The sequence below is a fragment of the Comamonas sp. 23 genome, assembly GCF_049601575.1.
Lineage (GTDB): Bacteria > Pseudomonadota > Gammaproteobacteria > Burkholderiales > Burkholderiaceae_C > Comamonas > Comamonas squillarum.
Map to the genome: position 1 here is coordinate 1,983,676 of NZ_CP187127.1, position 24,212 is coordinate 2,007,887.

Sequence of the window (24,212 nt, forward strand, 5' to 3'; positions counted from 1 at the left end):
CACGGGGTTCAAAGTTAAACAACCCGGCAACCCATGGCGGTTAGATCCACCAGTAGAAGGTTGCAGGGGCGGGTAACACCGCCGCCAAAGGCAGGAGAAAGGGCGCGCTGGGCGCCTCAGGCCGGCTCTTTGCCAAACGGCTGTCGCTTTTCCCACCAGGACAGCACCTGAGCGACCGCGTTGTCCACGCTCATCTCGGAGTTGTCCAGCAAGAATGCATCCTGCGCTGCATGCAAGGGGGCGGTGGCGCGGTTCATGTCGCGCGTGTCCCGCGCCTCAAGGTCAGCACGAAGGTCGGCTATTGTAGCCGGTATTCCTTTTTCAATCAACTGTTTATGGCGGCGCTCGGCGCGCTTGGCGGCGCTGGCCGTCAGATAGACCTTCAAAGGGGCGAGCGGGAAAATCACCGTGCCCATGTCGCGCCCGTCGGCCACCAGGCCCGGCAGCTGGCGAAAATCATGCTGGGCCTGCACCAGCGCCTGGCGCACGGCGGGCAGCGCTGAGACCAAGGAGGCGTTGGTGCCCGCTTCTTCGCTGCGGATGGCCAGGCTGATGTCCTCGCCATCGAGGCGCACGCGCTGGTCGGCGCCAAACTGGATGTCCATCTGCGAAATCAACGCGGCAATCTGGCTGGCATGCTCGGCATCGATCGGGATGCCAGCGCGGGTGGCGGCCAGGCCGGTGATGCGGTAGAGCGCGCCCGAGTCGAGCAGGTGGTAGCCCAGCTGCTCGGCCACGGCCGAGGCCACGGTGCCCTTGCCCGAGGCGCTGGGCCCGTCGATGCAGATCACCGGAATAGAGCCGGGCACCGCGCGCACGGCCGAGAACATGGCCTCGAAGTAGCCGGGGAAGGTCTTGGCCACACACTTGGGGTCTTCAATACGCACCGGCAGGCCGGCGGGGTTGAAGGCGGCCAGCGAGAAGCACATCGCTACGCGGTGGTCGTCATAGGTGTGGATGCTGGCGGGCTTCCAGGCCTCGCGGTTCGCGGGCGGGGTGATGGTCAGGTAGTCCGCGCCTTCCACCACGACAGCGCCGAGCTTGCGTAGCTCGATGGCCATCGCCGCCAGGCGGTCGGTTTCCTTGACACGCCAGCTGGCGATATTGCGCAAGGTGGTGGTGCCATTGGCGTAGAGCGCCATCGCAGCCAAGGTCATGGCTGCGTCGGGGATGTGGTTGCAGTCCATGTCGATGGCCTGCAGCGGCCAGGCGCCCCGGCGGATCTCCAGCCAGTTGGGGCCGCTGGTGATGGCCGCACCCATCGCGCGGGCGGCATCGACAAAGCGGATATCGCCCTGGATGGACTGCGCGCCCACGCCCATCACCTTGACGACGCGGTCCACGCTGGAGGTGCCGCCCTGCGCATTGGGCCGGCTGCCCTTGCTGGCGGCAATGGCGCCCAGCGCGATGAAGTAGCTGGCCGATGATGCATCGGCCTCGACATGGATCTCGTGCGGCGACTGGTAGCGGCTGCCGGCCAGCACGGTAAAGCGCTGCCACTGATCGTTCTTGATCTGGATGCCAAAGCGTTTGAGCAGCTCCAGCGTGATGTGGATATAGGGCTTGGAGATCAGCTCGCCAGCGACTTCGATGATGATGTCCTGGCGCGTGGCCACCAAGGGCAGCGCCATCAGCAGCGCGGTCAGGAACTGGCTGGAGACATCGCCGCGCACCGTGATGGGCGTGTTCAGCTGCAGCTGCGCGGCCGTCACGGGCTGGATGCGCAGTGGCGGAAAGCCCTCGTTGCCCAGGTAGTCGATCTGGCAGCCCAGCTGGCGCAGCGCATCGACCAGGTCGCCGATGGGGCGTTCGTGCATGCGCGGCACGCCGCTCATCTCGAACTGGCCGCCGAGCAAAGCCAGCGCAGCGGTCAGCGGCCGCATGGCCGTGCCGGCATTGCCCAGGAACAGCGCGGTGCTGCGGGCGGCCAGCGCGGGCGCCAACTGGCCGGCGATGCCGGTGATGTGGTAGCTGTTGAGGTGGGCCGGATCGGTGCTGCGCACCACGGCGCAGCCCAGTTGCTCGAGCGCGCGCAGCATCACCTGGGTATCGTCGGAGTCGAGCAGGTCATGGATGGTGGTGGTGCCCGCGCTCAACGCGGCCAGCAGCAGCACGCGGTTGGAGATGCTCTTGGAGCCGGGCAGCTGCACTTCACCATGGGCGCTTTGCAAGGCGGGGATATCGAGAAATGCAGTGGAGAACATGGCGGGCTCTGCTGTGGGGTAGTTGCGCCAGGCCTGCTGCGCAGGCGGCGCGGTGGTCGCAAACGAAGGTGGCGCTGCCCGGTATCAGGCAGCGCCACTGGCTATTATCGGTCCACCGGCTGGGCCAGTGCCTGCGCTGGGCCGATCAAGCGGTGGTTTTGTGCTTGGACAGCGACTCTGGCGTGTAGAGCTTGCCCTGCTTCCACTGCGCGCGGGTGCTGCTGGCCTCGCGCAGCAGCTGCTCGAGCGCGGGCTGGTCGTCGCTCAGCAACGCGGCCTCGTAGCTGCCCAGCATGTGCTGCAGCGACTGGATCTGCTTGAGGATCTCGCTGCGGTTGGCCAGGAAGATATCGCGCCACATCTGCGGCTCGGCGGCGGCGATGCGGGTGAAATCACGAAAGCCGGGGCCGGCGAGCGACAGCATGCGGTGCGCGCCGTCTTGCGACAGCAGCGAGTTCATATAGGCCATGGCCACCAAGTGTGGTGCGTGGCTGCTGGCGGCCAGCGCGGCATCGTGCTGCTCGGGCGCCATGCTGGTCACATGGGTGCCAATGGCCTTCCAGATGGCCTCGGCCTGGCGCAGCTGGGCGACCTTGGTCAGCTCAGTCGGGGTAAGCACCACCTGGGCATCGCGGTAGAGGTTGACGTCGGCATGGTCCACACCAAAGACTTCCTTGCCGGTGATCGGGTGGGCCGGCACAAAGCAGCCAAAGCGGTCGCGCAGCGCACGGCGCGCGGCAGCCACCACATCCATCTTGGTCGAGCCCACATCCATCACCAGGGTGTCGGGGTTGATCAGGTGCTTGATGTTGGCCAGGGTCGACTCGGTCGAAGCGACCGGGATGGCCAGCAGCACCAGATCGGCGCCCGAGACGGCCTGCAGGGCCGAGCTGGCTTCCTCGTCGATGACGCCCATCTGGCGCGCGCGGCTGGTGGTGGATGGCGACTTGCTGTAGCCGACAATGCGTTTGACCAGCCCCGCCCGTTTGGCTGCAAGGGCAAATGAGCCGCCCATCAGCCCGCAGCCGATCAGCGCCATATGTTCAAACTTTTTCACCGATTCAACTCCCGACAGGGTAGGCGCCGAGCACCTTGTAGAACGCACACAGCGCGCGCAGCTCATCCAGCGCCTTGGCCACATGGGGCTGCGACGGGTGGCCGTCCAGATCAATATAGAAATAGTATTCCCACTGGCCGGTGCGGGCCGGGCGGGATTCGAAGCGCGTCATCGACACGCCATGCTTGCTCAGCGGCATCAGCAGCTCATGCACGGCACCGGGCCGGTTGGGCACCGAGACGACCAGGCTGGTGCAGTCCTTGCCACTGGGCTCGGGCGTGGCCAGCGTGTGGGGCAGGCAGATGATGGCAAAGCGCGTGCGGTTGTAGGCATCGTCCTGGATGGCGTGGCTGATGATGTGCAGGCCGTACTGCTGGGCCGCACGCTCGCCGGCGATGCCGGCCATGTTCGGGTGCAGGGCCGCCAGGCGCGCGCCTTCGGCATTGCTCTCGACCGGGCGGCGCTCGGCATGGGGCAGGTGCTTGGAGAGCCAGCCCTGGCACTGGGCCAGCGCCTGGGGATGCGCGGCCACGACCTCGATGCCTTCGAGCGAGTTGGTCGTGCGCATCAGGTTGTGGCGGATCAGCAGGCTCACTTCGCCCACCACGTGGCAGGGCGTGTGCAGGAACATGTCCAGCGAACGCGTGACCACGCCTTCGTTCGAGTTCTCCACGCCGACCACGCCAAACTGGGCACTGCCCGCAGCAGTGGAGTGGAAAACCTCTTCAAAACTGTTGCAGTACTTGATGTCGGCAGCGCCGCCAAAGTACTGGATGGCTGCCTCTTCGCAGAAGGTGCCGGCCGGGCCCAGGATGGCGACGCGCTGGGGCGATTCCAGCGCCAGGCAGGCGGACATGATCTCGCGCCAGATGGCCGAGACATGGGCGGCCTTCAAGGGGCCAGGGTTGGCGTTTTCGATCTTCTGGATGACCTGGGCGACCCGGTCCGGGCGGAAGAAGGGCGTGCCTTCGCGTTTTTTCAGCTCGCCCACCCGTTCGGCAACCAGGGCGCGCTGGTTCAGCAAGGTCAGCAGCTGCGTGTCGAGATTGTCAATCTGGACACGCAGTGCGGCGAGTTCGGGGGACGCTTGGGGTGAAGTGCTCATGGTGGCCTGGGTGTGCGATGCGGGCAGCTCCCGGGGAGGCTGCCAACCAGTAAGAATAACGTAAGAGTGTTTCCCGGGCAAAACCGGGGCGTTGCTGATCAGCCCTGTTTTTCAAAACTTTGCATATAGTCCACCAGCGCCTGCACGCCTGCCAGTGGCATGGCGTTGTAGATGCTGGCACGCATGCCGCCCACCGACTTGTGGCCCTTGAGCTGCAGCAGACCGCGCGCCTTGGCGCCATCCAGAAATGCCTGGTTGCGCGATTCGTCCTTGAGGAAGAAGGGCACATTCATGCGCGAGCGGCAGTCGCGCGCCACGCGGTTCTCATAGAGCTGCGAGCCATCGATGGCCTGGTAGAGCAGCTCGGCCTTGGCGCTGTTGCGTGCTTCGAGCGCGGCAACGCCGCTGGCAGCGCCTTCTTGCTGGCGCAAGATCCATTCAAAGGTCAGCCCGGCGATGTAGATGCCCCAGGTGGGGGGCGTGTTGTACATCGACTGGTTGTCGGCGACCAGGCGGTAGTTGAAAGCGCTGGGGCACATAGCCATCGCGTGGCCGAGCAGGTCCTCGCGCACGACGACCAGGGTCAGGCCGGCGGGGCCCAGGTTCTTTTGTGCGCCGCCAAAGGCCAGGCCCACGCGGCTCCAGTCCACGCTGCGCGATGCCACATGCGACGAGAAATCGATCACCAGCGGCGCCTGGCAGCCCAGGCTAGCCAGATCGGGCAGCTGCTGGAACTCCACGCCATTGATGGTCTCGTTGCTGCAGATATGCACATAGCGCGCATCGCTGCGCAGCTTCCAACTGGCGGGATCGGGGATATGGGTAAAGCCCTGGGCTTCGTCGGTGGCGGCGACTGCGGCGTTGCAGAACTTGGCCGCTTCCTTGGTCGACTTCTGGCTCCAGCTGCCGGTGACGACAAAATCGACGGCGCCGCCTTGCGACAGGTTGAGCGGCACGATGGCGTTCTCGGCCAGGCCACCGCCTTGCATGAACAGGATGTGGAAGTTCTGCGGCACGGCCAGCAGCTGGCGGAAATCGGCTTCGGCCTTCTCGCAGATCGAGATGAACTCCTTGCCGCGGTGGCTCATCTCCATCACGCTCATGCCGCTGCCGCGCCAGTCCAGCATCTCGCTGGCTGCTTGCTGCAGCACGTCTTCAGGGATGGCGGCCGGACCGGCCGAGAAGTTATAGGGGCGTTGCATGGAAGGCCTTGTTGGCTCGCACAGCGAGCGGTGATAGCTATGAAAAAGAGAGCATAAGAGTGCAGGAAAAAGCCATGTCGCAACATGGCTTTTTCTGTGCAGGCTTAGGAGCCGTCTGCCGGGCTTGGGGCGTCGTCGCCGTCTGCCGCCTCGGCGCCATCGGCCGCATCGGCGAGCTCGTCTGCCTGCGCATCGTTCTCGACAATGCGCTGCAGGCCGCTCAGCTTGGCGCCTGCATCCAGGCTGATCAAGGTCACGCCCTGTGTGGCGCGGCCCATCTCGCGGATCTCGGCCACCCGGGTGCGCACCAGCACGCCGGTGTCGGTGATCAGCATGATCTGGTCATCCGGGCTCACCAGGGTGGCGGCCACGACCTTGCCGTTGCGCTCCGACTGCTGGATCGCGATCATGCCCTTGGTGCCACGGCCGTGGCGGGTGTACTCGACGATCGAGGTACGCTTGCCGTAGCCGTTTTCGGTGGCGGTCAGCACGCTGTGCAGCGTCTCGCGTGGCAGCTCGCCCAGCGCCGCAATGGCGGCCAGGTCGGCCGCTTCCAGCGCGGCGCGGGCCTCGTCGATCTGCTTGCGCACCGCGTCAATATCAGCCGCCGGTGCCTGGGCGTCCTGCAGCTCCTTGTCGCGGATCTGCAGGTTGTCCAGCGCGTCCTTGGCCTTGCGCGCTTCGACTTCGGCCGGGTGCTGCTCGGCCACCAACATGGCGATCAGGTTCTGGCTGTCGTCGATGTTCATGCCGCGCACGCCGCGCGCATTGCGGCCCATGGGGCGTACATCGTTTTCATCGAAGCGCACGGCCTTGCCGCCATCGCTGAACAGCATCACATCGTGGCGGCCTTCGGTCAGTGCCGCGCCAATCAGCACGTCGCCATCGTCCAGGCCCACGGCGATGATGCCGGCCTTGCGCGGGTTGCTGAATTCGTCCAGCGAGGTCTTCTTGACGGTGCCCATGCGGGTGGCCATGAAGACGTAGTGATCGGCCGGGAAGCTGCGGTATTCGCCGGTGAGCGGCAGCACCACGTTGATCTTCTCATCGTCCTGCAGCGGGAACATGTTGACGATGGGGCGGCCACGCGAGCCGCGCGAGCCGGCAGGCACTTCCCAGACCTTGAGCCAGTACAGGCGGCCCCGGTTGGAGAAGCACAGCAGGTAGTCGTGCGTGTTCGCAATGAAGAGCTGGTCGATCCAGTCGTCTTCCTTGGTGGCTGTCGCCTGCTTGCCGCGCCCGCCGCGCTTTTGCGAGCGGTATTCGCTCAGCGGCTGGCTCTTGATATAGCCGGTGTGCGACAGGGTCACCACCATGTCGGTCGGGGTGATCAGGTCTTCGGTGGACAGGTCCTGCGCGCTGTACTCGACCTGGCTGCGGCGTGCGCCCAGCTTGGTCTGGCCGAACTCGGTCTTCAGGGCCACCAGCTCTTCGCCGATGATGGTCGAGACGCGCTCGGGCTTGGCCAGGATGTCCAGCAGGTCTTCGATGACTGCCATGATGTCCTTGTACTCGGCAACGATCTTGTCCTGTTCCAGGCCGGTCAGGCGCTGCAGACGCATCTGCAGGATTTCCTGTGCTTGCGTTTCGGACAGGCGGTAGAGGCCGTCCTGCTGCATGCCGAATTCCACTTCCAGACCTTCGGGGCGGTAGTCGTCGGCATTGATGACGCCGCCATCGGTGCGCGTGCGGGTGAGCATCTCGCGCACCAGCTTGCTGTCCCAGCTCTTGGCCATCAGCTCGGCCTTGGCCACCGGCGGGGTGGGGGCGTTGCGGATGATGGCGATGAAGTCATCGATGTTGGCCAGCGCCACGGCCAGGCCTTCGAGCACATGGCCGCGGTCGCGTGCCTTGCGCAGCTCATACACGGTGCGGCGCGTGACTACTTCGCGGCGGTGCTCCAGGAAGACCTTGATCAGGTCCTTCAGGTTGCACAGCTTGGGCTGGCCATTGATCAGGGCCACCATGTTCATGCCAAAGGTGTCCTGCAACTGGGTCTGCTTGTACAGGTTGTTGAGCACCACCTCGGGCACTTCGCCGCGCTTGAGCTCGATCACCAGGCGCATGCCGGACTTGTCCGATTCATCCTGGATGTGGCTGATGCCTTCGATCTTCTTCTCGTGCACCAGCTCGGCCATGCGCTCCTGCAAGGTCTTCTTGTTGACCTGATAGGGCAGCTCGTCGACGATGATCGACTGGCGCTGGCCCTTGTCGATGTCTTCGAAGTGCACCCTGGCGCGCATCACCACCTTGCCGCGGCCGGTGCGGTAGCCTTCCTTGACGCCATTGATGCCGTAGATGATGCCGGCGGTGGGGAAATCGGGCGCAGGCACGATCTCCATCAGGTCATCGACCGTCGCGTCGGGATGGTGCAGCAGGTGCAGGCAGGCATCCACCACTTCATTCAAGTTGTGTGGAGGAATATTGGTGGCCATACCCACCGCAATACCGGCCGATCCATTGATCAGCAGATTGGGAACGCGCGCGGGCAGCACCAGCGGCTCGCTTTCGGAGCCGTCGTAGTTGGGGCCGAAGTCCACGGTTTCCTTGTCGATATCGGCCAGCATTTCGTGGGCGATCTTGGACAGGCGGATTTCGGTATAACGCATGGCCGCAGCACTGTCGCCGTCCACCGAGCCGAAGTTGCCCTGGCCATCGACCAGCATATGGCGCAGGGAAAAATCCTGGGCCATGCGCACGATAGTGTCGTAGACGGCGCTGTCACCGTGCGGGTGGTACTTACCAATCACGTCACCCACGATACGCGCACTCTTCTTATAAGGGCGGTTCCAATCATTGTTCAGCTCATGCATCGCATACAGAACCCGGCGGTGCACCGGTTTCATGCCGTCGCGGGCATCTGGGAGGGCGCGGCCGACGATCACGCTCATCGCGTAATCGAGGTAGCTGCGGCGCATTTCCTCTTCCAGGCTGATCGGCAATGTTTCTTTAGCAAACTGGGTCATAGTGCTGGCATAGGTGGCGAAGTACAAGAGGCATTTTAGGCGCAAGCTGATGTTGCATGTGGGCAACATTCTAGGCCCAATGCGCTTTTGTCTTACCGTTGGCGCTACAGATAACTATGGCGATCCGGTACGCCTATGGCACAATAAGTAAGAACGTTTTTGGTGATGGTCACTGACGACGTCTTGATTCGCAGCGCGGCTGCGGCTTTTTCCCCAAGAGGAGAACCATGAAGAAACTGAACAAAGTGGCGATGTTGTTTGCCTCTGCAGCGCTTGCAACCGCCGCTGGAGCACAAATTAAGGCTGCTGACGGCGGCAATGTAGTTGACAACTGGCAAAACGGCAGCGGTGAGTTGGTCTGGAAGAACGGTACCAACGAACTGTGCTGGCGCGATGCTAACTGGACCCCTGCTACCGCTGCTGAAGGCTGTGACGGTGCCCTGGTGAAGGCTGCTCCTGCACCAGCACCTGCACCTGCTGCTACTCCAGCTGCTCCTGCACCTGCTCCAGTGGCTCCTCCAGTGGCCCAGACCCAAAAGGTCACCTACGCTGCTGACGCATTCTTCGACTTCGACAAGTCGGTGCTGAAGCCAGAAGGCAAGGCTAAGCTGGACGATGTGGCTTCCAAGGTGAAGAACATCAACCTGGAAGTGATCATCGCTGTGGGTCACACCGACTCCATCGGCTCCGATGCTTACAACCAAAAGCTGTCCGTGCGTCGCGCTGAAGCTGTGAAGGCTTACCTGGTGTCCAAGGGCATCGACAAGAGCCGCGTGTACACCGAAGGCAAGGGCGAAAAGCAACCAGTGGCAGACAACAAGACTGCAGCTGGCCGCGCCAAGAACCGTCGCGTGGAAATCGAAGTGGTGGGCACCCAGAAGTAATTCTTCTGCCCCCGCGCAAAAAAGCCCCATTCGTGGGGCTTTTTTTATGCCTGAATGCGCCTGCAGATGGTGGACAATCAGGCCATGAACCAGACTGTGAATGCCGATCCGGCCGAATTGGCCAAGTTTTCCGAGCTCGCCATGCACTGGTGGGATCCGGACAGTGACTTCAAACCCTTGCACCAGATCAATCCACTGCGATTGGGCTGGATCAATGCCATCACTCCGCTCAATGGCCAGAAGGTGCTGGATGTGGGCTGCGGCGGCGGCATTTTGAGCGACTCGATGGCGCGCAAGGGTGCCACCGTTACCGGCATCGACCTGGCCACCAAGGCGCTGCGCGTGGCCCAGCTCCATGCGCTGGAGGCGCAAACCCCCAGTATCACCTACCAGGAAATCGCTGTCGAGACGCTGGCACAGCTTCAGCCCGAGAGCTTTGATACCGTCACCTGCATGGAGATGCTCGAGCACGTGCCCGACCCCGCATCGGTGGTTCAGGCCTGCCATGACCTGGTCAAGCCTGGTGGATGGGTGTTTTTCTCGACGATCAACCGCAATGCCAAGGCCTTTGCGCTGGCGATTGTGGGTGCAGAATACATCTTGCAGATGCTGCCCAAGGGCACGCATGAGTTTGCCAAGTTCATCCGTCCCTCGGAGCTGGCCCACTACTGCCGCAGCGCCGGCCTGGTGCAGGAGCACAGCACGGGCCTGCAGTTCAATCCCTTGACGCAGCGCTACTGGCTCAACGAAGACACCAGCGTCAACTACATGATCGCAACCCGAAAGCCCGGCTGATGCAAAGATCGATACGCGCCATTCTGTTCGACCTGGACGGAACCCTGATTGACAGCGCCCCGGATCTGGGTGCTGCTGCGGACCAGATGCGGGTGGCACGGGGCATGCCATCCTTGCCGATGGCCGATTACCGGCCGTATGCCGGATCGGGCGCGCGCGGCATGCTGCGCGTGGCCTTTGGCATGCAGCCCGAGGATGCCGAGTTCCCCACCATGCGCGAGGAGTTCTTCCAGAACTACGAGCGCCGCATGACGCAGGACACCACCGTGTTCGATGGCGTGTCCGACATGCTGGCCAGCATTGTGGCGCGCCAGCTGCACTGGGGCGTAGTGACCAACAAGTCCAAGCGCTTTACCGAGCCGTTGTCGCGCCAGATGGCCTTGTTCGCCAGCGCCGGTGCCGTCGTGAGTGGCGATACCACACCGCATGCCAAGCCCCACCCCGAGCCGCTCTTTGAAGCAGCACGCCGCATCGGCGTCGATCCGCAGGACTGCGTCTATGTGGGCGATGACGAGCGTGACATCATCGCCGGCAAGGCCGCTGGCATGCACACGGTCGCCGCTGTCTACGGCTACCTGGGTGAAAAGCAGTCGGTCGCGCACTGGGAAGCCGATGATGTCATCAATTCTCCACACGAGCTCTTGAAACGGCTGAATCTGGCCTAAAATAGATGCTATGGGGCTGTCCTGGTTTCGACGTGGGTTCGGGATCGGTGTGGTGCATGTCGAGCTTGAATGACGCTCGTAAATCTCCGTTCAAAAAACTAACTGCAAACGACGAACGTTTCGCACTCGCCGCTTAAATCCGGTGAGCCTTGCAACAGTATGTTGATGGGCTGGGCAAGGGGGTAGCAATACCTCCCGGCTGCAAGGGAATTTACATCAGCTGGCCGTCTACCGGGTACCTTGGTAGATGGCAAGATCTAAGGGTACTGGCTTGCAATGCAGCGTGTGTCTGCGCGGCTTTGCAGGCGAGATTCAAACCAGAACACTAAACATGTAGATCTGCTCGACGAAGGCTGACGGACGCGGGTTCAATTCCCGCCAGCTCCACCACCATACTGTCCAAAGGCGTTCACTGAAATCCAGTGAGCGCCTTTTTTATATATTGAATCAATGACTTGCGGTCTAATCTAGTCCAATGGTGTCCAATGGCAGCCAAGCGCTGACCGGGGAACGTATCGGGGAACAAATACCTGTAAAGTGTGCGTAACGGGGATTGTTCCCCGGTTCGTCTGTTCCCCGTTTGGAGCCTTGGACATGTTGACCGATAAGCAATGCAAAAACGCTACCTGCCCACCAGATAAGAAGCGAGCGCGCTTCACCGACTCGCTTGGCCTGTACCTTGAGGTCAGTCCATCGGGTTCCAAGCGCTGGTTCTGGAAAACGTACTTTGATGGCAAGGAGGGGCGGATGGCGCTGGGGAGCTATCCTGCTCAGAGCCTGGCTGATGCGCGCAAGGCTCGCGATATCGCCAAGTTGAAAAAGGCAGATGGCATTGATCCTGTTCAAGAACGCAAGCTTGAAAAACTGAAGGGCTCTCGAAGTGGTGGAGATACCTTTCAGGCCATTGCCCTCGAATGGCATGGCAGGCAGGTTGATCAATGGAGTGAAACCCACGCAGGGCGTACGAAGCGTCAATTGGAGCGTGATCTCTTCCCCTGGATTGGTGATCGGCAAATGGCCAGCATTGAGCCAATGGAGCTGCTTGCGACACTGCAAAAAATTGAAGAGCGGGGGGCCTTGGAAACAGCAGATCGTGCATTGATGCTGTGCCGTCAAATTTGGCGCTACTGGTTGCCCACAGCGGGGAACACCCAGCGCGATATCACCGTCGGATTGAAGAACCGACTGACGCCGTACCGGGGAACAAATTTCCCTGCAATTGTTGAGCCAAAGCGGTTTGGTGAATTGCTGCGTGCAATGCATGTCTACAAAGGCAGTCACACCGTGCGAACGGCGCTTTTGCTGGCACCTTTGCTATACCAACGTCCAGGAAACCTTCGCACGATGGAATGGGCAGAAGTGGACCTTGATGCCGCGCTTTGGACAATTCCCAGCATGAAAATGAAGCGCACGAAGGTAGAAAAGGAACAGGGAGAGCCACATGTGGTTCCGCTACCGACGCAGGCTGTAGAGCTGTTGCGAAACCTGCAAGCGCTGACGGGGCGTGGCACCTATGTATTCCCAGGGCAGCGTGATCATGAAAGGCCGATGTCCGATAACTCTGTTCGAAGTGCTCTGTATTCGCTAGGGTTCGGAACTGAGCAGTCATGGCATGGCTTTCGAGCCAGTGCTCGGACGATGTTGGTTGACCAGTTAGATCTTGATCATTTGGCTATCGAAGCCAATCTGGCTCACGCGGTCAAAGACTCCAATGGGCGCAGCTATAACCGGACTCAGTATCTGAAAAAGCGGTTTGACCAAGTACAGGCGTGGGCTAACTACCTTGACCGTCTGCGTTTTGGCGCGGAGGTTGTTCCTCTGGTGCGACAGGCATAAATATCTGATGAACGCTGTGGGGCGAAGTTGGCTAATGCTTGCCGGTGAATGACAGATATGCAGCGTTAGGAGTCGTTTAGATGCTTTAGTCCTACGGCCGCTTCCCAGCGCAAAACTGCCCTTTGTAACGAGCGAAGCGCTGAGCATAAGCGTTGGAGTTTCTGCAGTCCCTCGGCTTCGCTATGCCATGACGTAATTTGGGGCATCCTGACGACACGCCGTTCCTGTACTCACAGCAATACTCCAGCAGTCGAGTCGGTGCTCGAACTTTCACGATGGTCTTCATTGCGGCTGCCGGGAGCCCTCCTCGTCATTGAGCTGATGCGTCAGACCTTCGCGCAACGTGATCGGTGCTCCAGTACAGATTCACCTACCCGCGTGTGCCACGTGGCGCTAGGTCGTGGAACCGATGCGAAATACTCGCGATGCGGCATTTTCTGGTCAGGAACTCGGCCTCGGCACCGTCGTGCGTAGACACGCATGATTTGGTAGCCCAGACCGGGCACCATCTGCAGAAGTAGATCCTTGAATTCACTGGCATGAATTACGTCGTTGTGTTGCAGCGGCTCACCCTGCAGGAGCCCAAGCCGACGCCGCTGCCCGCAGTGATCTTGCAGATAAAGCCGCAGCCCTCGACCCACCTGCGTAGCAAAGAAGGATCTATGTCATGTTCGCGTGCTACTGTCTTGGACCCTCTATTGCCCTCAAGATAGTCCAGGACGGCAGCCCGCTTGAAATCTTCGTCACATCTTCCCATCAATCCTCCCAAAAGCTAGATCGGTGTCCAACTTCTGGGGGTCAGTTCACACTGGGGAGGCTCTTTTTTCGGTTGTGGAGCCATTCTAAGTGGCGGGCTACAAGCGCCCCACATTCACAAGTCAGGCAACGTCGTCCACTGCCATCTGCTTCCTGACGCGCGGGATCTCGTAGTGTTGACCTGGAAAGAAGGCTCTCTCGATCTCGCGGAGCCTGTTCACACCGATGCCTGTGATCTTGAGAAGCTCTGCCGGCTCCACCGCCTTCAGCTGCTCAGGAGTGGTGATTCCAGCCCTCAGCAAGGCCATGACTATGGACGGGTCGAGGGCGCCATTAAGAGATGAGCCGTGGATGTGTCGCACTGGCGAATAGACCCGTGCCGGTGTGAACGACTTACCTGGGAAGAACGCTCTCTCAATCTGACGGAAGCGGTACATGCCCAGGCCCCATATCTTCACGAGCTGATGCGGATAGGCCATGCGCAGCGCTTCCACCGTATGAATACCATTCCTTTCGAGAATACGCTTCACTCTTGGTTGAAGTATGTCGCCTAGGGGTGTTTCGGCTTGCGGCGTGGTTGTGTCTTCTTGCATGTTGCATGCATCATAAATTTGAATGCGGAGTCATCCTAGCTCCTGGATCCAGCTTGTGCCGACTCCCTATCTTCCCTCTGCAGTTCCATGAGCGCGCGCCATAGAGCAGGGCGGTACTTTGATTTCCCATCCAGAGCATCGTTCTTCAGATCGTCCCGGAAGTGAGGCACGTAGTACTGACCAGGGAAAAGAAGGGCTTCAATCTTTCTGAATGTTCGGGGGCCTATATCGGGCATTTGTAGCAGTTCTTCCGGGTAGAGTCGTCGTACCTCTTCCATGGTTTTAAGCCCGTTTCTCGCAAGGGCCCTCCAAAGTCTTGGGGGCAAAATTTCCTTCAGCAATGCGTCTTCTTGATCGTGTGTTTTGTGGATCATCCAATTCATGAATAAGATCATACAAATCAGAACTGACGAACACTTACAAACCCTTCTATTTAGTTGTTAACGCAACAGAATCGGATGGAAGATGTGATCAATGCCCAAGAAAAAGCCCTCCGAAGAGGGCTCCCAGATCAGCTAGATTTCCGTCGGCGCATGAGGCCTGCCAAACCAGCAATTAGACCAGTGAGCAGCATCGCTCCCATACCACCGAGTCCCGGCACCGGTGTTGGAGTCACAGGCGCAGTGCGCACCAGCGTGTTGACGAAGGAGGCTGTGTTGCCATTGGCTGCCGTGACCAGCGTCACCGGCGCGGGCAGGCTGGTGCTCCAGGTATAGCCCGAAGGGGCCGCGGGCATGGTGGGCGCTTCGCTCACGGTGCAGCTGGCGCCCTGAGGCACGTTGGTGATGGCGATGGCCCCTGCGTTGCTGCCGCTCAAGCTCACTGCCGTTGTGAAGCTGCCGTCTGCACCGCAGTTGGCGGTAAAGCTGAAGCTGCCGCTGATACCCGCTGGCGGGCCGCCGGCCACGGTCTTGCTGATCGTGATGTCGGTGTTGGCACGCGCCAAGGTGTTGACCAGCTGCGCGCTATTGGCCGCTGGCGGTGCTGCCATCGCCACGGAAACACTGGGCGCGGGATCTTCCACCCAGAGATGGTTGGCGGGCGGCGTGGGGCGTGTGCCTTCGGTCACCACGCAGCTGCCGCTAGCAATCACCGGCGTGATAGAAGTGCTGCCCGTGGTGGCCGTGTCCAGCGTGATCGAGGTGTTGATTGCTGGCGCGACCACGCCATCGCTGCCGGTGCAGACCACCGAGACGGGAAAGCTGCTGCCTGTCAGATCCACGGGCGTGATGTTGGCCGGCCATACCACCTGCTTGGAGATGGCAAGCTGCGCAGCATGGCAAGCGAGGCTTGCGGTGGCTGGCGTATTGACCTGGCCGGTGGGCGAGACAAAGTCAGAACCCGGCGTGATGGTGTTGGTCACCGACGGGGTGCTGATGCAGGCCTGGCGGCCGGCATCGGTGTTAGGCCATTGCACGGGCACGGTGATGGTGCAACCGCCTGAAGGGATGGTAAAGCCGTTGTCGCTGATGGTATTGGAGCCGACCGCGGCACTGAGGTTGCCCGCGGTGCAGGTGCTGCTCACCGCACCTGCGGCCACTACCAGAGGAGCCGGCAGGTTGTCGGTCAGGTTCACGTTGGCAATCGGGTTGGGCGTGCCGTTGGACAATGCGATGGTCAAGGTGGCGGTGTTGTCCACTCCGCCAAGATATATATCGGATTTATCAAAAGATTTCGCCACCTTGGGAAGTCCGCATGCACCCGTTTCGGAAGTGGCGGCATTGACGAAAGATTGAGCGACTTTACCTCGATTGGCAGTCCAACCTGGATCAATAAATGGTGAGACATCAACCACTGCAAACACGCAGGCGCCATTGCCAGAATTCGACTGAGTAGTAGGAACTAGCAAACCATATACGTTGTTGATAGGTGTTGGCCCTGCTGGTGGAAAGCTGGTTGGAGGTGTACCGGACGCAAGGTACAAAGCATTGCTTGCAGGAACATTGTTGATGTAAGTGATGTCACCACCCACAAATGGATTCAGAGGGGTGAATGAAGGCGAAAAAGGTGAGTTTGTATTCAATGGATATGAAGCGAATCCTGACGCTCCACTTCCCAAAGTGAAAGATGTTGCTGCGCCTGCGTTAAGGGCCGTGACCATCTTCGCTGCATTGCCTCCATTCCCGGCTTCACAGCAACCATCCACGAAGAAAACAATTGAATTTGCCCAGCGGTTAGCGACTGCATTCTGGATCACAGTCCAGTTGGTGTTGTCGATGGGGCGATATGTTCCGGCGACGACGACTATGTCGTATGGGCCTGGAGCAGAGGTGAACGTAGCCTGCGAGATCGCATTGGCATTCCCCAATATAGACATTCGAGTCAAATTCGCGGCACCCACGACGCTCTCAAATTCGTTTTGCAAATTCGTATACGCAAGTATTGCGTCAGCGTTTTCCGCGTTGGGCGCTGTCACATTTGTTGTGAGCAACAGAACCTTCTGTGCGAAGGCTTGTTGACTTCCTCCCCATAGCAATGTTGCTGTGAGCACAGCACCTAAAATCCGTAGGATGTTCCGCATGATCTCTCCAAAGCGTCTAAAAAGTTTGCTAAATTATGTTTGCATCCGATAGGGAATGTCCATTGATCAACAATGAAACGATGCTGATCGAACACAAAAGTGACATTTGTTCTACGTTCGCTTCCATAACTTCAGATCTTCGACAGATTTCCACTCATGTTTCCTGCAGTTATCTATAGACAATGTTGATTGAATGTTTCTAAATGTCAATAGGCGATATTCTTTGTAGGGTAAATGTGTGCCTTCGAGAGCCTTAGGGACTTTTCTCGTTCTAGATTAGGCTGGGATGACACCGAACTGGCACGGGAGTCTGTACCTTGGAGTCAGGAGGCGCTGATGTGCAACCGCTACCACTCCCCAGACAAAGGCTACATAAAGCAGTACTGGCGGCTAAACCCCCGGCAGTTGGGTCTGGTTGCCCGTGACGTGTTCTCGCGCTCGGCAGGGGGATTCATCCGGCGCGCCGTTGACGATTCGGGCTACAGCAAAGAGCTGGCCGTGGGCCGATGGGGCTTGATCCCCTGGTTCAGCAAGACACCTGACATCAAGTACAGCACCAACAATGCCCGTGCCGAGGAAGTGGCAGACAAGGCCAGCTTCAAAGACCCGTGGAAGCGCGGCCAGCGCTGCATCATCCCGGCGACCACCTTTGATGAGCCGAACTGGGAGAGCGGGAAAAATGTGTGGTGGAGGTTTGCCCGGGTCGACAGCGACCCTTGGGGCTTGGCAGGACTGTGGAACACCTGGAAGGACCCGGTGACCGGCGAGCTGATTGAGAGCTACACCATGCTCACGCTAAACGCAGACGGTCACCCGCTGATGAGCCGCATGCACAAGCCAGACCCGAAGCTTGCACCTGACAAGCAAGACAAGCGCAGCGTGATCCCTATCGAGCTGGGGGATGTTGACCAGTGGCTGGAAGGCTCGATCAAGGACGCGCGGGCGCTGCTGAAGCTGGCACCAGTCGAAGTGTTCGCGGCAGGGCCTGCCTAACTCTCGACATCCTCAGCAATCCACTGGTGGATCGTTTGATATGCCTGCCCTGGCATGTCGAGTAGGTGAGGGTGGCTGGCCTGCAGATACTCAGAGAACAGATGGATCTGCTTTCCCGAGTCGTAATACGGGAACCAGCCGTCGCTAAGGTCGCGCATGTTCTGGCGCCAAGCCCGCCAAAGACCAATGACAACACCGCGGCGTTCAGAAGTGGACATCTGGCTCCAAGCTTTAATAAAGGGCCACAGCATCAGAAGACAGTGGCGTGCTGCGGAAGATCATAGTGCCCAACACAGGCATAGCCTCCGGGAAGTCTGGCTTGATGCCATCCCATCGCTCGTGCTCTGTGTTCTACGACGACCTCTGATCATTCCTAACGTGCCACCGCCAGTAGTTCGTGCCCGATCGCACCTACTGAATTCTCCTATAACCGCTACAAAAAAGCGGTTCCTGTGCCGACGTCAGGATGCACTGGCAGCTTCGAGGTTTAGAGCAGCCATACAAGGATGACTTACTGCAATGACTGCTCTGTGTGTCACCAGTCATTGAACTCATTGAGCCGATAGACTGCAATCAGCCTCAAGCAGACATCTGTTGTGTATTCGTGAATGCTGCAACCCTGCAAATGTAGAGTTGCTGTCAATAATTAATAGATCAATTATTCAACAATTGTTGTATCATTGGTAAATGCAAGAAGCCCAAGTGATCCGCTCCCTCTCTGCCTTGGCCCATGAAGCACGCCTGCGCGTGTTTCGTGCATTGGTGGTCGCCGGGCCTGAAGGCCTGACTCCCAGTGCAATGGCCGAGCAGTTGGGGATAGCCCCCAATGCGCTGTCGTTTCACCTCAAGGAACTCTCTCACGCTGAGCTCGTGAGCCAGGAGAGACAGGGGCGCAATGTGCTTTATCGCGCGGCGTTTCCCGCGATGAATGGCCTGCTCGCGTACCTCGTCGACAACTGCTGTCAGGGCCAGGTTTGCACGCCAAATGCCTCGGCTTCGTGCCCTTGCTGAAGCTGTCTTTGCTAGGTGCAGTTCATCATGTTGACGGCGATTCTGATCTTCATCTTCACTCTGACCCTGGTTATCTGGCAGCCACGCGGCCTGGGCATAGGCTGGAGCGCCACGCTGGGAGCCGGTATAGCATTGCTGCTGGGTGTCGTGCACTGGACCGATATACCGGTGGTCTGGAACATTGTCTGGAATGCCACGGCGACCTTTGTCGCTGTCATCATCATCAGCTTGTTGCTGGACGAGGCCGGATTCTTTGAATGGGCCGCGCTGCACTTTGCACGTTGGGGAGGCGGAAGCGGCGTCAAGCTGTTTGCCCTCATCGTGCTGCTGGGTGCTGCCGTGTCAGCCTTGTTCGCCAACGACGGAGCGGCCCTCATTCTCACTCCCATCGTGATGGCTATGCTGGTCGCGCTGGGCTTCTCGGCGGCCGCCACGCTGGCATTTGTGATGGCGGCAGGCTTCATCGCCGATACAGCCAGCCTCCCGCTGATCGTCTCCAACCTGGTCAACATCGTGTCCGCCGACTTTTTCAAGATCGGGTTCAACGACTACGCATTGGTGATGGTGCCGGTCACGGTGGTATCGGTCCTGGCCAGCCTTGGTGTGCTGCTGCTGTTCTTCCGGGAAAGCATTCCTGCGAGCTACAACCTCGGCCAACTCAAGCTGCCTTCGGCAGCCATCCAGGACATGGCCACTTTCCGCGCGGGCTGGGTCGTCCTGGTCTTGCTGCTGCTGGGTTTCTTCGCGCTGGAGCCCTTGGGCGTTCCCGTCAGCGCTGTGGCAGCGGTCGGTGCTGCGATCTTGTTGGTGGTGGCGGCACGCAGCCCTGTGATCAGCACCCGGAAAGTGTTGCACGGTGCGCCTTGGCAGATCGTAGTGTTCTCGCTTGGTATGTATCTGGTGGTCTATGGGCTGCGTAACGCGGGTCTGACGGATTACATCGCGATGCTGCTGAACCAATTTGCAGCTGGTGGCATATGGACAGCATCGCTGGGAACAGGAGTGCTCTCTGCAGTTCTGTCATCCATCATGAACAACATGCCCACGGTGTTGATCGGAGCCTTGTCCATCGATGCGTCGACGGCCAGCGGAACCGTCAAGGAGGCCATGGTCTACGCCAATGTGATCGGCTGCGATCTCGGCCCCAAGATCACGCCCATTGGCAGCCTGGCCACGTTGCTGTGGTTGCATGTGCTCGCCAAGAAGGGCACAACCATTGGCTGGGGCTACTACTTCAAGGTGGGTGCGGTGCTGACCATGCCGGTGCTGCTCGTCACACTGGCGGCGCTGGCGCTGCGGCTCAGCCTGGCCTCATGAACCTTTGCAACGGGAGAGCAACTGCGATGAGCGACATCACGATTTACCACAACCCGGCCTGCGGCACTTCCCGCAATGTCTTGGCGCTGATCCGCAACAGCGGGGAGCAGCCTACGGTCATTGAATACCTCAAGACCCCGCCTGATCGCGCCACCCTCGTAGGTCTGATCCAAGCCATGGGCACGCCAGTGCGCGAACTGTTGCGCCAAAAAGGGACGCCCTATGACGAACTTGGACTGGGCGAGCCCAAATGGACGGATGGGCAGTTGATGGATTTCATGCTCCAGCACCCCATCCTCATCAATCGCCCCATCGTGGTCACCCCGCTGGGAACCCGCCTGTGCCGCCCATCAGAGGCTGTGCTGGACATCCTGCCGCAGCCCCAGCAGGCCGCATTTTCCAAAGAAGACGGAGAAGCCGTCATTGACTCGAATGGACATCGAATTGGCAAACTCTGATCTACCGAACCTGGACGAACAAGCTTTCGAAAAGCCCCTGCTGGACGGCCTATTGCCCGCACAGCGTGCGACACATGCGCCTCGCATTCTGCTGCTGTATGGCTCTGTTCGTGAGCGCTCCTACAGCCGGCTGCTGACCGAAGAGGCGGCGCGATTGCTGCGCACGATGGGTGCCGAACCTCGGGTGTTTGATCCCTGGGGTTTGCCGCTGCCTGATGCGGCACCGGACGACCACCACAAGGTCCAAGAGCTGCGCGAGCTGGCCCAATGGGCGGAGGGTATGGTGTGGACGTCACCAGAACGCCACGGTGCCATGACCAGTATTCTCAAAGCACAGATCGACTGGATACCTTTGTCAGTGGGTGCGGTTCGTCCGACGCAAGGCAAGACATTGGCCGTGATGCAAGTCTCGGGCGGATCGCAGTCCTTCAATGCGGTCAACCAGATGCGCGTTCTGGGCCGCTGGATGCGCATGATCACCATCCCCAATCAGTCGTCCGTTGCCAAGGCATTCGCAGAGTTCGATGAGTTTGGCCGTATGAAGCCTTCTTCGTATTATGAAAGGGTGGTGGATGTGATGGAAGAGCTGGTTAAATTCACACTGCTCACCCGAGACTGTTCGGACTATCTGGTGAGCCGCTATAGTGAGCGCGGTGAAAGTGCCCAACTGCTGTCTGATCGGGTCAACCAAAGCAGCATCTAAGAGATAAGGCAAGTCAGCCCAGAATTTCTTTGAGGCCAATCCAGCAGCTGCATCTTTGCTTCTTGATGGACGGCAATATGTCGACAGCGCCACTTCATCGCTGTTGAGAGCGGACCTTGCTATGTGTTTGTTTGCAGCGGCGGCTTTAAGTTGTAAGGCAGACCTATAAGGATGACTCGCTTCAATGATGCTCTGGGCGCTACCAGTCGTCGAACTTGTTGAGCTGGCGGACTGCAACCAGCCTGTAGCGGTAGTACAAAATCCGTCGATCCTAAATATTTTCAGTCATATATCCCTGACCTGATGCGGTAGCGGTTTGCTGCAAAGCGAGCTGTTTCGCATTGATTTCATCTCTCTTCCATCCATCTAGCGCCCCTGGCTTTCGAGTCCGGGGCGCTTTTCTTTATGTCAGGAGTTTCTATGTCTATCCAATGTCCCCACTGCCATTCTCTGAATGTGCGTGCCAAGGGTATCGCCAAGGAGCTGGGCCAACGTGTTGGTTCTGCCGCTGGTACAGCCACGGGTATTGCAGGTGCCATGCAAGGTGCCACCACTGGCGCATCCGTCGGGTTTGTGGCTGGCCCCGTCGGTGGTGTTCTCGGTTCCTTGCTCGGCGCCATCATCGGTGGTGTGCTCGGCGGTACCGTGGGTCACGAAGTCGGCGGCCGCATCGGCGAGCAGATCGACGAGACCTATCTGGACAACTACGAATGCCAAAGCTGCGGCAATTCGTTCAAGGCTTGATGCAAGGAGATCACCATGTCCCATCTCGTCGAAACCATGGCCTACGCAGTGCAGGCCCCCTGGCACCAACTGGGCAATAACCTGCCTCGCAAGCAATCCCTCGATGTCTGGGCGCAGGCCGCAGGCATGCAGTGGCAGATCCTCGAAACACCTGTTCGCTATCTGGCGGCTGACAACTCGGAAGCGTCTTCTTCCATGTATGCCGAGCCCATGGAGTTCCCCGACCAGAAGGTGCTCTACCGCAGCGACACCAAGGCACCCCTGTCAGTGGTCAGCAACCGCTACCAGGTGGTGCAGCCCCGGGATGTGCTGGAGTTCTACCGGGATCTCACGGAGGTCGCAGGCTACGAGCTCGAGACGGCTGGCGTGCTCAAGGCGGGCCGCAAGTTCTGGGCCTTGGCCCGTACCGGTAAGTCAGCGGCCCTCAAAGGCGATGACGTTGTCAACGGTTATCTGCTCTTGGCGACCTCCTGTGACGGCACCCTGGCCACGGTCGCCATGCCCACCACCGTGCGGGTGGTCTGCAACAACACCCTGGCGATTGCCCTGCAGGGAGCAACCAATGCCGTGAAGGTCTCCCACTCCACCCGCTTCGATGCCCAGGCCGTCAAACGCCAGTTGGGCATTGCCGTGGGCCAATGGGATTCCTTCATGTACCAGATGCGCACCCTGGCAGAGCGCAAGGTCAAGAGCCACGAGGCCATGAACTTCTTCCTGAAGGTGCTGTGCGCATCGGACAAGCCGGGCTCCAGCGGAGCAGGGCAGTCCACGGGCCTCACCAACGAGCGGGCCTTGCAGAAGGCGCAGATGCTCTTTGACGGCCATGGGCGCGGTGCCACCCTGTCCGCGGCCCAGGGCACGGCCTGGGGTTTGCTCTGTTCCATCACCGAGTACGTGGACCACGAACGCCGGGCCCGCAGCCAGGACAACCGCCTAGACAGTGCCTGGTTCGGTGTGGGGGCTGCGGTCAAGCAGCGGGCACTGGAGCATGCCTTGCAACTGGTGGCCTGAATCCACGGTCTTGCGGCGCGTCCTTTGCCCTTCGGCCCTTGGCCTTCTCCCTCGGTCCCTTCAGTTCTCCTTCAAAGCTTCCCAACGCCATAGGCCCTCACCACTGCGATGAGGGCTTTGTGCTTTGGGCTTTCGAGAATTTGAGGGCAGGGGCTTGAAGAAGGGGGAGGGGGGCAGTCGCCTGCTTTGGTCTTTCCTTGCCTGTTTCTTTGTCTATTTCTTCACCCATTTCACTGGAGGCACCATGCCGACACCTGTTTCTACACATATCCCGGCCTCACAGGCCAGACGTCCTGCGCTACGCCTCGTTTCTACCCGGGACATGCCTCGCGAGACCTGGCTGGATGTACGCCGCCAAGGCATCGGTAGCTCCGATGCGGCCGCTGCCGTAGGGCTCAATCCCTACCAGTCCCAACTTGAGTTGTGGATGCACAAGACCGGCAAGGGCCATCTCCTCCCAGTTGTGGATCCCAACGAAGAGACCAGCCCCATGTACTGGGGCACTTTGCTCGAACCCATCGTCGCCGCCCACTACACCAAGCGCACCGGCAACAAGGTGCGCCGGGTCAATGCGGTCCTGGGCCACCCCCAGGTTCCCTGGATGCTCGCCAATATCGACCGGGAGGTGGTGGGAGCTTCTGATGTCCAGATCTTGGAATGCAAGACTGCAGGCATCAACGGTGCCAAGCTCTGGAGAGATGGCGTTCCGGAATACATCCAGCTGCAGGTCATGCACCAACTGGCTGTGACAGGCAAGCAGGCCGCCGATGTGGCCGTCCTGATCTGCGGGCAGGAGTTGCAAATCCACCGCATCGAGCGGGACGAGACCATGATCACCCAATTGATGGCCTTGGAGGCGCAGTTCTGGGAACGAGTTGCGACTGGACAGGCGCCAGACGCAGATGCGTCGGACAGCACGGCAGTTGCGCTGCGCAGCCTGTACTCGCAGGACAGTGGCGACACCGTCGATCTGTCCGGGGACGAGAGTGCTTGCCATGCATTTGCCAAGCTGCTTCATGTTCGCAAGCTCCTGCAGGACTGGGAGGTCCAGGAAGCATTGCTGAAACACCAGATCCAGCAGCGCATGGGGGCAGCGTCGTACGCGAACTTCCCCGGCGGCTCGGTGAGCTGGAAGCGCTCCAAGGACGGCAAGGCCTTCAACACCGCTGCATTCGAGAAAGACCATCCGGATTTGGCCAAGGCCTACACGAGCGCCAAAGCCGGATCGCGGCGATTCCTACTGCAGGAGTTGGGCTGAACTTGCAGTCAGCTCAACACCCCGTAATCACTGGCCACCAATATCCGATCGCCAATCAGCGGTCAGCAATTCAACCCATCCGCCCTTTGCTTCTTCTCTGGAGCAAGGGGCTTTTGCATTTCTGGAGAAACAC

The 24,212-nt window shown here is 59.9% G+C and carries 23 protein-coding genes and 1 other RNA gene; 14 read left to right on the plus strand and 10 right to left on the minus strand.

Annotated features, from left to right (window positions below; translation table 11 throughout):
* Positions 1–116: 116 nt before the first annotated feature.
* From ACPEE1_RS08925 to gyrA, 5 genes are all read right to left on the minus strand, one after another.
* Complete coding sequence (locus tag ACPEE1_RS08925; protein WP_116924422.1) at positions 117–2,204, minus strand: bifunctional 3-phosphoshikimate 1-carboxyvinyltransferase/cytidylate kinase; 2,088 nt, start codon at positions 2,202–2,204, stop codon at positions 117–119.
* A gap of 145 nt (positions 2,205–2,349) precedes the next feature.
* Positions 2,350–3,243, minus strand: a complete 894-nt coding sequence (locus tag ACPEE1_RS08930) for a prephenate dehydrogenase (protein WP_232539687.1) — start codon at positions 3,241–3,243, stop codon at positions 2,350–2,352.
* 22 nt (positions 3,244–3,265) lie between these two features.
* Positions 3,266–4,366, minus strand: coding sequence for a prephenate dehydratase (gene pheA / locus ACPEE1_RS08935; RefSeq protein ID WP_021027337.1), 1,101 nt, complete (start codon positions 4,364–4,366; stop codon positions 3,266–3,268).
* A gap of 98 nt (positions 4,367–4,464) precedes the next feature.
* Entirely contained in the window at positions 4,465–5,568 is a 1,104-nt protein-coding gene (serC, locus tag ACPEE1_RS08940; RefSeq protein WP_116924420.1) for a 3-phosphoserine/phosphohydroxythreonine transaminase, read from the minus strand.
* Positions 5,569–5,672: 104 nt separating this feature from the next.
* Complete coding sequence (gyrA, locus tag ACPEE1_RS08945) at positions 5,673–8,534, minus strand: DNA gyrase subunit A (protein WP_116924497.1); 2,862 nt, start codon at positions 8,532–8,534, stop codon at positions 5,673–5,675.
* A 227-nt stretch (positions 8,535–8,761) separates the two neighbouring features.
* On the opposite strand from gyrA, the gene ompA reads away from it, so the two are divergent.
* From ompA to ACPEE1_RS08970, 5 genes are all read left to right on the plus strand, one after another.
* Positions 8,762–9,418: an outer membrane protein OmpA gene (ompA, locus tag ACPEE1_RS08950; RefSeq protein ID WP_182342710.1), complete on the plus strand. Its 657-nt coding sequence runs from the start codon at positions 8,762–8,764 to the stop codon at positions 9,416–9,418.
* Positions 9,419–9,502: 84 nt separating this feature from the next.
* Positions 9,503–10,213, plus strand: coding sequence for a bifunctional 2-polyprenyl-6-hydroxyphenol methylase/3-demethylubiquinol 3-O-methyltransferase UbiG (gene ubiG, locus ACPEE1_RS08955; RefSeq protein WP_182342708.1), 711 nt, complete (start codon positions 9,503–9,505; stop codon positions 10,211–10,213).
* Positions 10,213–10,878, plus strand: coding sequence for an HAD-IA family hydrolase (locus tag ACPEE1_RS08960; RefSeq protein WP_021027342.1), 666 nt, complete (start codon positions 10,213–10,215; stop codon positions 10,876–10,878). Before ubiG ends, ACPEE1_RS08960 begins: the two co-directional genes overlap by 1 nt.
* Before the next feature lie 12 nt (positions 10,879–10,890).
* Positions 10,891–11,268: a transfer-messenger RNA gene (gene ssrA / locus ACPEE1_RS08965) on the plus strand.
* A gap of 204 nt (positions 11,269–11,472) precedes the next feature.
* Entirely contained in the window at positions 11,473–12,714 is a 1,242-nt protein-coding gene (locus tag ACPEE1_RS08970) for a tyrosine-type recombinase/integrase (protein ID WP_312986724.1), read from the plus strand.
* Positions 12,715–13,258: 544 nt separating this feature from the next.
* Here the strand turns inward: ACPEE1_RS08970 and ACPEE1_RS08975 are convergent.
* The 4 genes from ACPEE1_RS08975 to ACPEE1_RS08990 all read right to left on the minus strand — a co-directional run bounded on the left by ACPEE1_RS08975 (position 13,259) and on the right by ACPEE1_RS08990 (position 15,684).
* A complete protein-coding gene (locus tag ACPEE1_RS08975) occupies positions 13,259–13,471 on the minus strand; it encodes a transposase (protein WP_423936004.1) in 213 nt (70 codons plus the stop codon).
* A gap of 121 nt (positions 13,472–13,592) precedes the next feature.
* The gene (locus tag ACPEE1_RS08980; RefSeq protein ID WP_423936006.1) at positions 13,593–14,063 is read right to left on the minus strand and encodes a helix-hairpin-helix domain-containing protein; all 471 of its coding nucleotides are present in this window, start codon (positions 14,061–14,063) and stop codon (positions 13,593–13,595) included.
* A 35-nt stretch (positions 14,064–14,098) separates the two neighbouring features.
* On the minus strand, positions 14,099–14,446 hold the full coding sequence (locus ACPEE1_RS08985) for a helix-hairpin-helix domain-containing protein (protein ID WP_423936008.1): 348 nt from the start codon (positions 14,444–14,446) through the stop codon (positions 14,099–14,101).
* Between the two features lie 128 nt (positions 14,447–14,574).
* Complete coding sequence (locus ACPEE1_RS08990) at positions 14,575–15,684, minus strand: DUF5979 domain-containing protein (protein WP_423936010.1); 1,110 nt, start codon at positions 15,682–15,684, stop codon at positions 14,575–14,577.
* A gap of 367 nt (positions 15,685–16,051) precedes the next feature.
* On the opposite strand from ACPEE1_RS08990, the gene ACPEE1_RS08995 reads away from it, so the two are divergent.
* Positions 16,052–16,522 carry a hypothetical protein gene (locus ACPEE1_RS08995; RefSeq protein ID WP_423936012.1) on the plus strand — a complete coding sequence of 157 codons (471 nt, stop codon included), beginning with the start codon at positions 16,052–16,054 and terminating at the stop codon, positions 16,520–16,522.
* A gap of 398 nt (positions 16,523–16,920) precedes the next feature.
* Positions 16,921–17,577 carry an SOS response-associated peptidase gene (locus ACPEE1_RS09000; protein ID WP_423936014.1) on the plus strand — a complete coding sequence of 219 codons (657 nt, stop codon included), beginning with the start codon at positions 16,921–16,923 and terminating at the stop codon, positions 17,575–17,577.
* Here ACPEE1_RS09000 and ACPEE1_RS09005 read toward each other — a convergent pair.
* Positions 17,574–17,795 carry a hypothetical protein gene (locus ACPEE1_RS09005; protein ID WP_423936016.1) on the minus strand — a complete coding sequence of 74 codons (222 nt, stop codon included), beginning with the start codon at positions 17,793–17,795 and terminating at the stop codon, positions 17,574–17,576. The two genes, ACPEE1_RS09000 and ACPEE1_RS09005, sit on opposite strands and share 4 nt — an antisense overlap.
* 469 nt (positions 17,796–18,264) lie before the next feature.
* On the opposite strand from ACPEE1_RS09005, the gene ACPEE1_RS09010 reads away from it, so the two are divergent.
* From ACPEE1_RS09010 to ACPEE1_RS09040, 7 genes are all read left to right on the plus strand, one after another.
* A complete protein-coding gene (locus tag ACPEE1_RS09010; protein ID WP_423936018.1) occupies positions 18,265–18,588 on the plus strand; it encodes an ArsR/SmtB family transcription factor in 324 nt (107 codons plus the stop codon).
* Positions 18,589–18,615: 27 nt separating this feature from the next.
* On the plus strand, positions 18,616–19,905 hold the full coding sequence (locus ACPEE1_RS09015; RefSeq protein WP_423936420.1) for an arsenic transporter: 1,290 nt from the start codon (positions 18,616–18,618) through the stop codon (positions 19,903–19,905).
* A 26-nt stretch (positions 19,906–19,931) separates the two neighbouring features.
* Positions 19,932–20,363: an arsenate reductase (glutaredoxin) gene (arsC, locus tag ACPEE1_RS09020; RefSeq protein ID WP_423936020.1), complete on the plus strand. Its 432-nt coding sequence runs from the start codon at positions 19,932–19,934 to the stop codon at positions 20,361–20,363.
* Positions 20,350–21,066, plus strand: coding sequence for an arsenical resistance protein ArsH (gene arsH / locus ACPEE1_RS09025; protein ID WP_423936422.1), 717 nt, complete (start codon positions 20,350–20,352; stop codon positions 21,064–21,066). The genes arsC and arsH overlap by 14 nt, the downstream gene beginning before the upstream one ends.
* Positions 21,067–21,486: 420 nt before the next feature.
* Positions 21,487–21,810 (plus strand): hypothetical protein, encoded by a 324-nt coding sequence (locus ACPEE1_RS09030; protein ID WP_312986702.1) that lies wholly within the window; start codon positions 21,487–21,489, stop codon positions 21,808–21,810.
* A 15-nt stretch (positions 21,811–21,825) separates the two neighbouring features.
* Entirely contained in the window at positions 21,826–22,821 is a 996-nt protein-coding gene (locus tag ACPEE1_RS09035; RefSeq protein WP_423936022.1) for a DUF932 domain-containing protein, read from the plus strand.
* Between the two features lie 244 nt (positions 22,822–23,065).
* A complete protein-coding gene (locus ACPEE1_RS09040) occupies positions 23,066–24,079 on the plus strand; it encodes a YqaJ viral recombinase family protein (RefSeq protein WP_423936024.1) in 1,014 nt (337 codons plus the stop codon).
* Positions 24,080–24,212 lie beyond the last annotated feature (133 nt).

Bases quoted from the DNA above. Each gene is read 5' to 3' on its own strand.
- ACPEE1_RS09030 (WP_312986702.1), top strand. From the start codon at position 21,487: ATGTCTATCCAATGTCCCCACTGCCATTCTCTGAATGTGCGTGCCAAG.
- pheA (WP_021027337.1), bottom strand. From the start codon at position 4,366: ATGAGCACTTCACCCCAAGCGTCCCCCGAACTCGCCGCACTGCGTGTC.
- gyrA (WP_116924497.1), bottom strand. From the start codon at position 8,534: ATGACCCAGTTTGCTAAAGAAACATTGCCGATCAGCCTGGAAGAGGAA.
- ACPEE1_RS08970 (WP_312986724.1), top strand. From the start codon at position 11,473: ATGTTGACCGATAAGCAATGCAAAAACGCTACCTGCCCACCAGATAAG.
- ACPEE1_RS09000 (WP_423936014.1), top strand. From the start codon at position 16,921: ATGTGCAACCGCTACCACTCCCCAGACAAAGGCTACATAAAGCAGTAC.
- ACPEE1_RS08975 (WP_423936004.1), bottom strand. From the start codon at position 13,471: ATGGGAAGATGTGACGAAGATTTCAAGCGGGCTGCCGTCCTGGACTAT.
- ACPEE1_RS09005 (WP_423936016.1), bottom strand. From the start codon at position 17,795: ATGTCCACTTCTGAACGCCGCGGTGTTGTCATTGGTCTTTGGCGGGCT.
- ACPEE1_RS09015 (WP_423936420.1), top strand. From the start codon at position 18,616: ATGTTGACGGCGATTCTGATCTTCATCTTCACTCTGACCCTGGTTATC.
- ACPEE1_RS08985 (WP_423936008.1), bottom strand. From the start codon at position 14,446: ATGAATTGGATGATCCACAAAACACACGATCAAGAAGACGCATTGCTG.
- ACPEE1_RS09010 (WP_423936018.1), top strand. From the start codon at position 18,265: ATGCAAGAAGCCCAAGTGATCCGCTCCCTCTCTGCCTTGGCCCATGAA.
- ACPEE1_RS09040 (WP_423936024.1), top strand. From the start codon at position 23,066: ATGCCGACACCTGTTTCTACACATATCCCGGCCTCACAGGCCAGACGT.
- ACPEE1_RS08980 (WP_423936006.1), bottom strand. From the start codon at position 14,063: ATGCAAGAAGACACAACCACGCCGCAAGCCGAAACACCCCTAGGCGAC.
- ACPEE1_RS09035 (WP_423936022.1), top strand. From the start codon at position 21,826: ATGTCCCATCTCGTCGAAACCATGGCCTACGCAGTGCAGGCCCCCTGG.
- serC (WP_116924420.1), bottom strand. From the start codon at position 5,568: ATGCAACGCCCCTATAACTTCTCGGCCGGTCCGGCCGCCATCCCTGAA.
- ACPEE1_RS08960 (WP_021027342.1), top strand. From the start codon at position 10,213: ATGCAAAGATCGATACGCGCCATTCTGTTCGACCTGGACGGAACCCTG.
- ompA (WP_182342710.1), top strand. From the start codon at position 8,762: ATGAAGAAACTGAACAAAGTGGCGATGTTGTTTGCCTCTGCAGCGCTT.
- arsC (WP_423936020.1), top strand. From the start codon at position 19,932: ATGAGCGACATCACGATTTACCACAACCCGGCCTGCGGCACTTCCCGC.
- ACPEE1_RS08930 (WP_232539687.1), bottom strand. From the start codon at position 3,243: ATGGCGCTGATCGGCTGCGGGCTGATGGGCGGCTCATTTGCCCTTGCA.
- ubiG (WP_182342708.1), top strand. From the start codon at position 9,503: ATGAACCAGACTGTGAATGCCGATCCGGCCGAATTGGCCAAGTTTTCC.
- ACPEE1_RS08925 (WP_116924422.1), bottom strand. From the start codon at position 2,204: ATGTTCTCCACTGCATTTCTCGATATCCCCGCCTTGCAAAGCGCCCAT.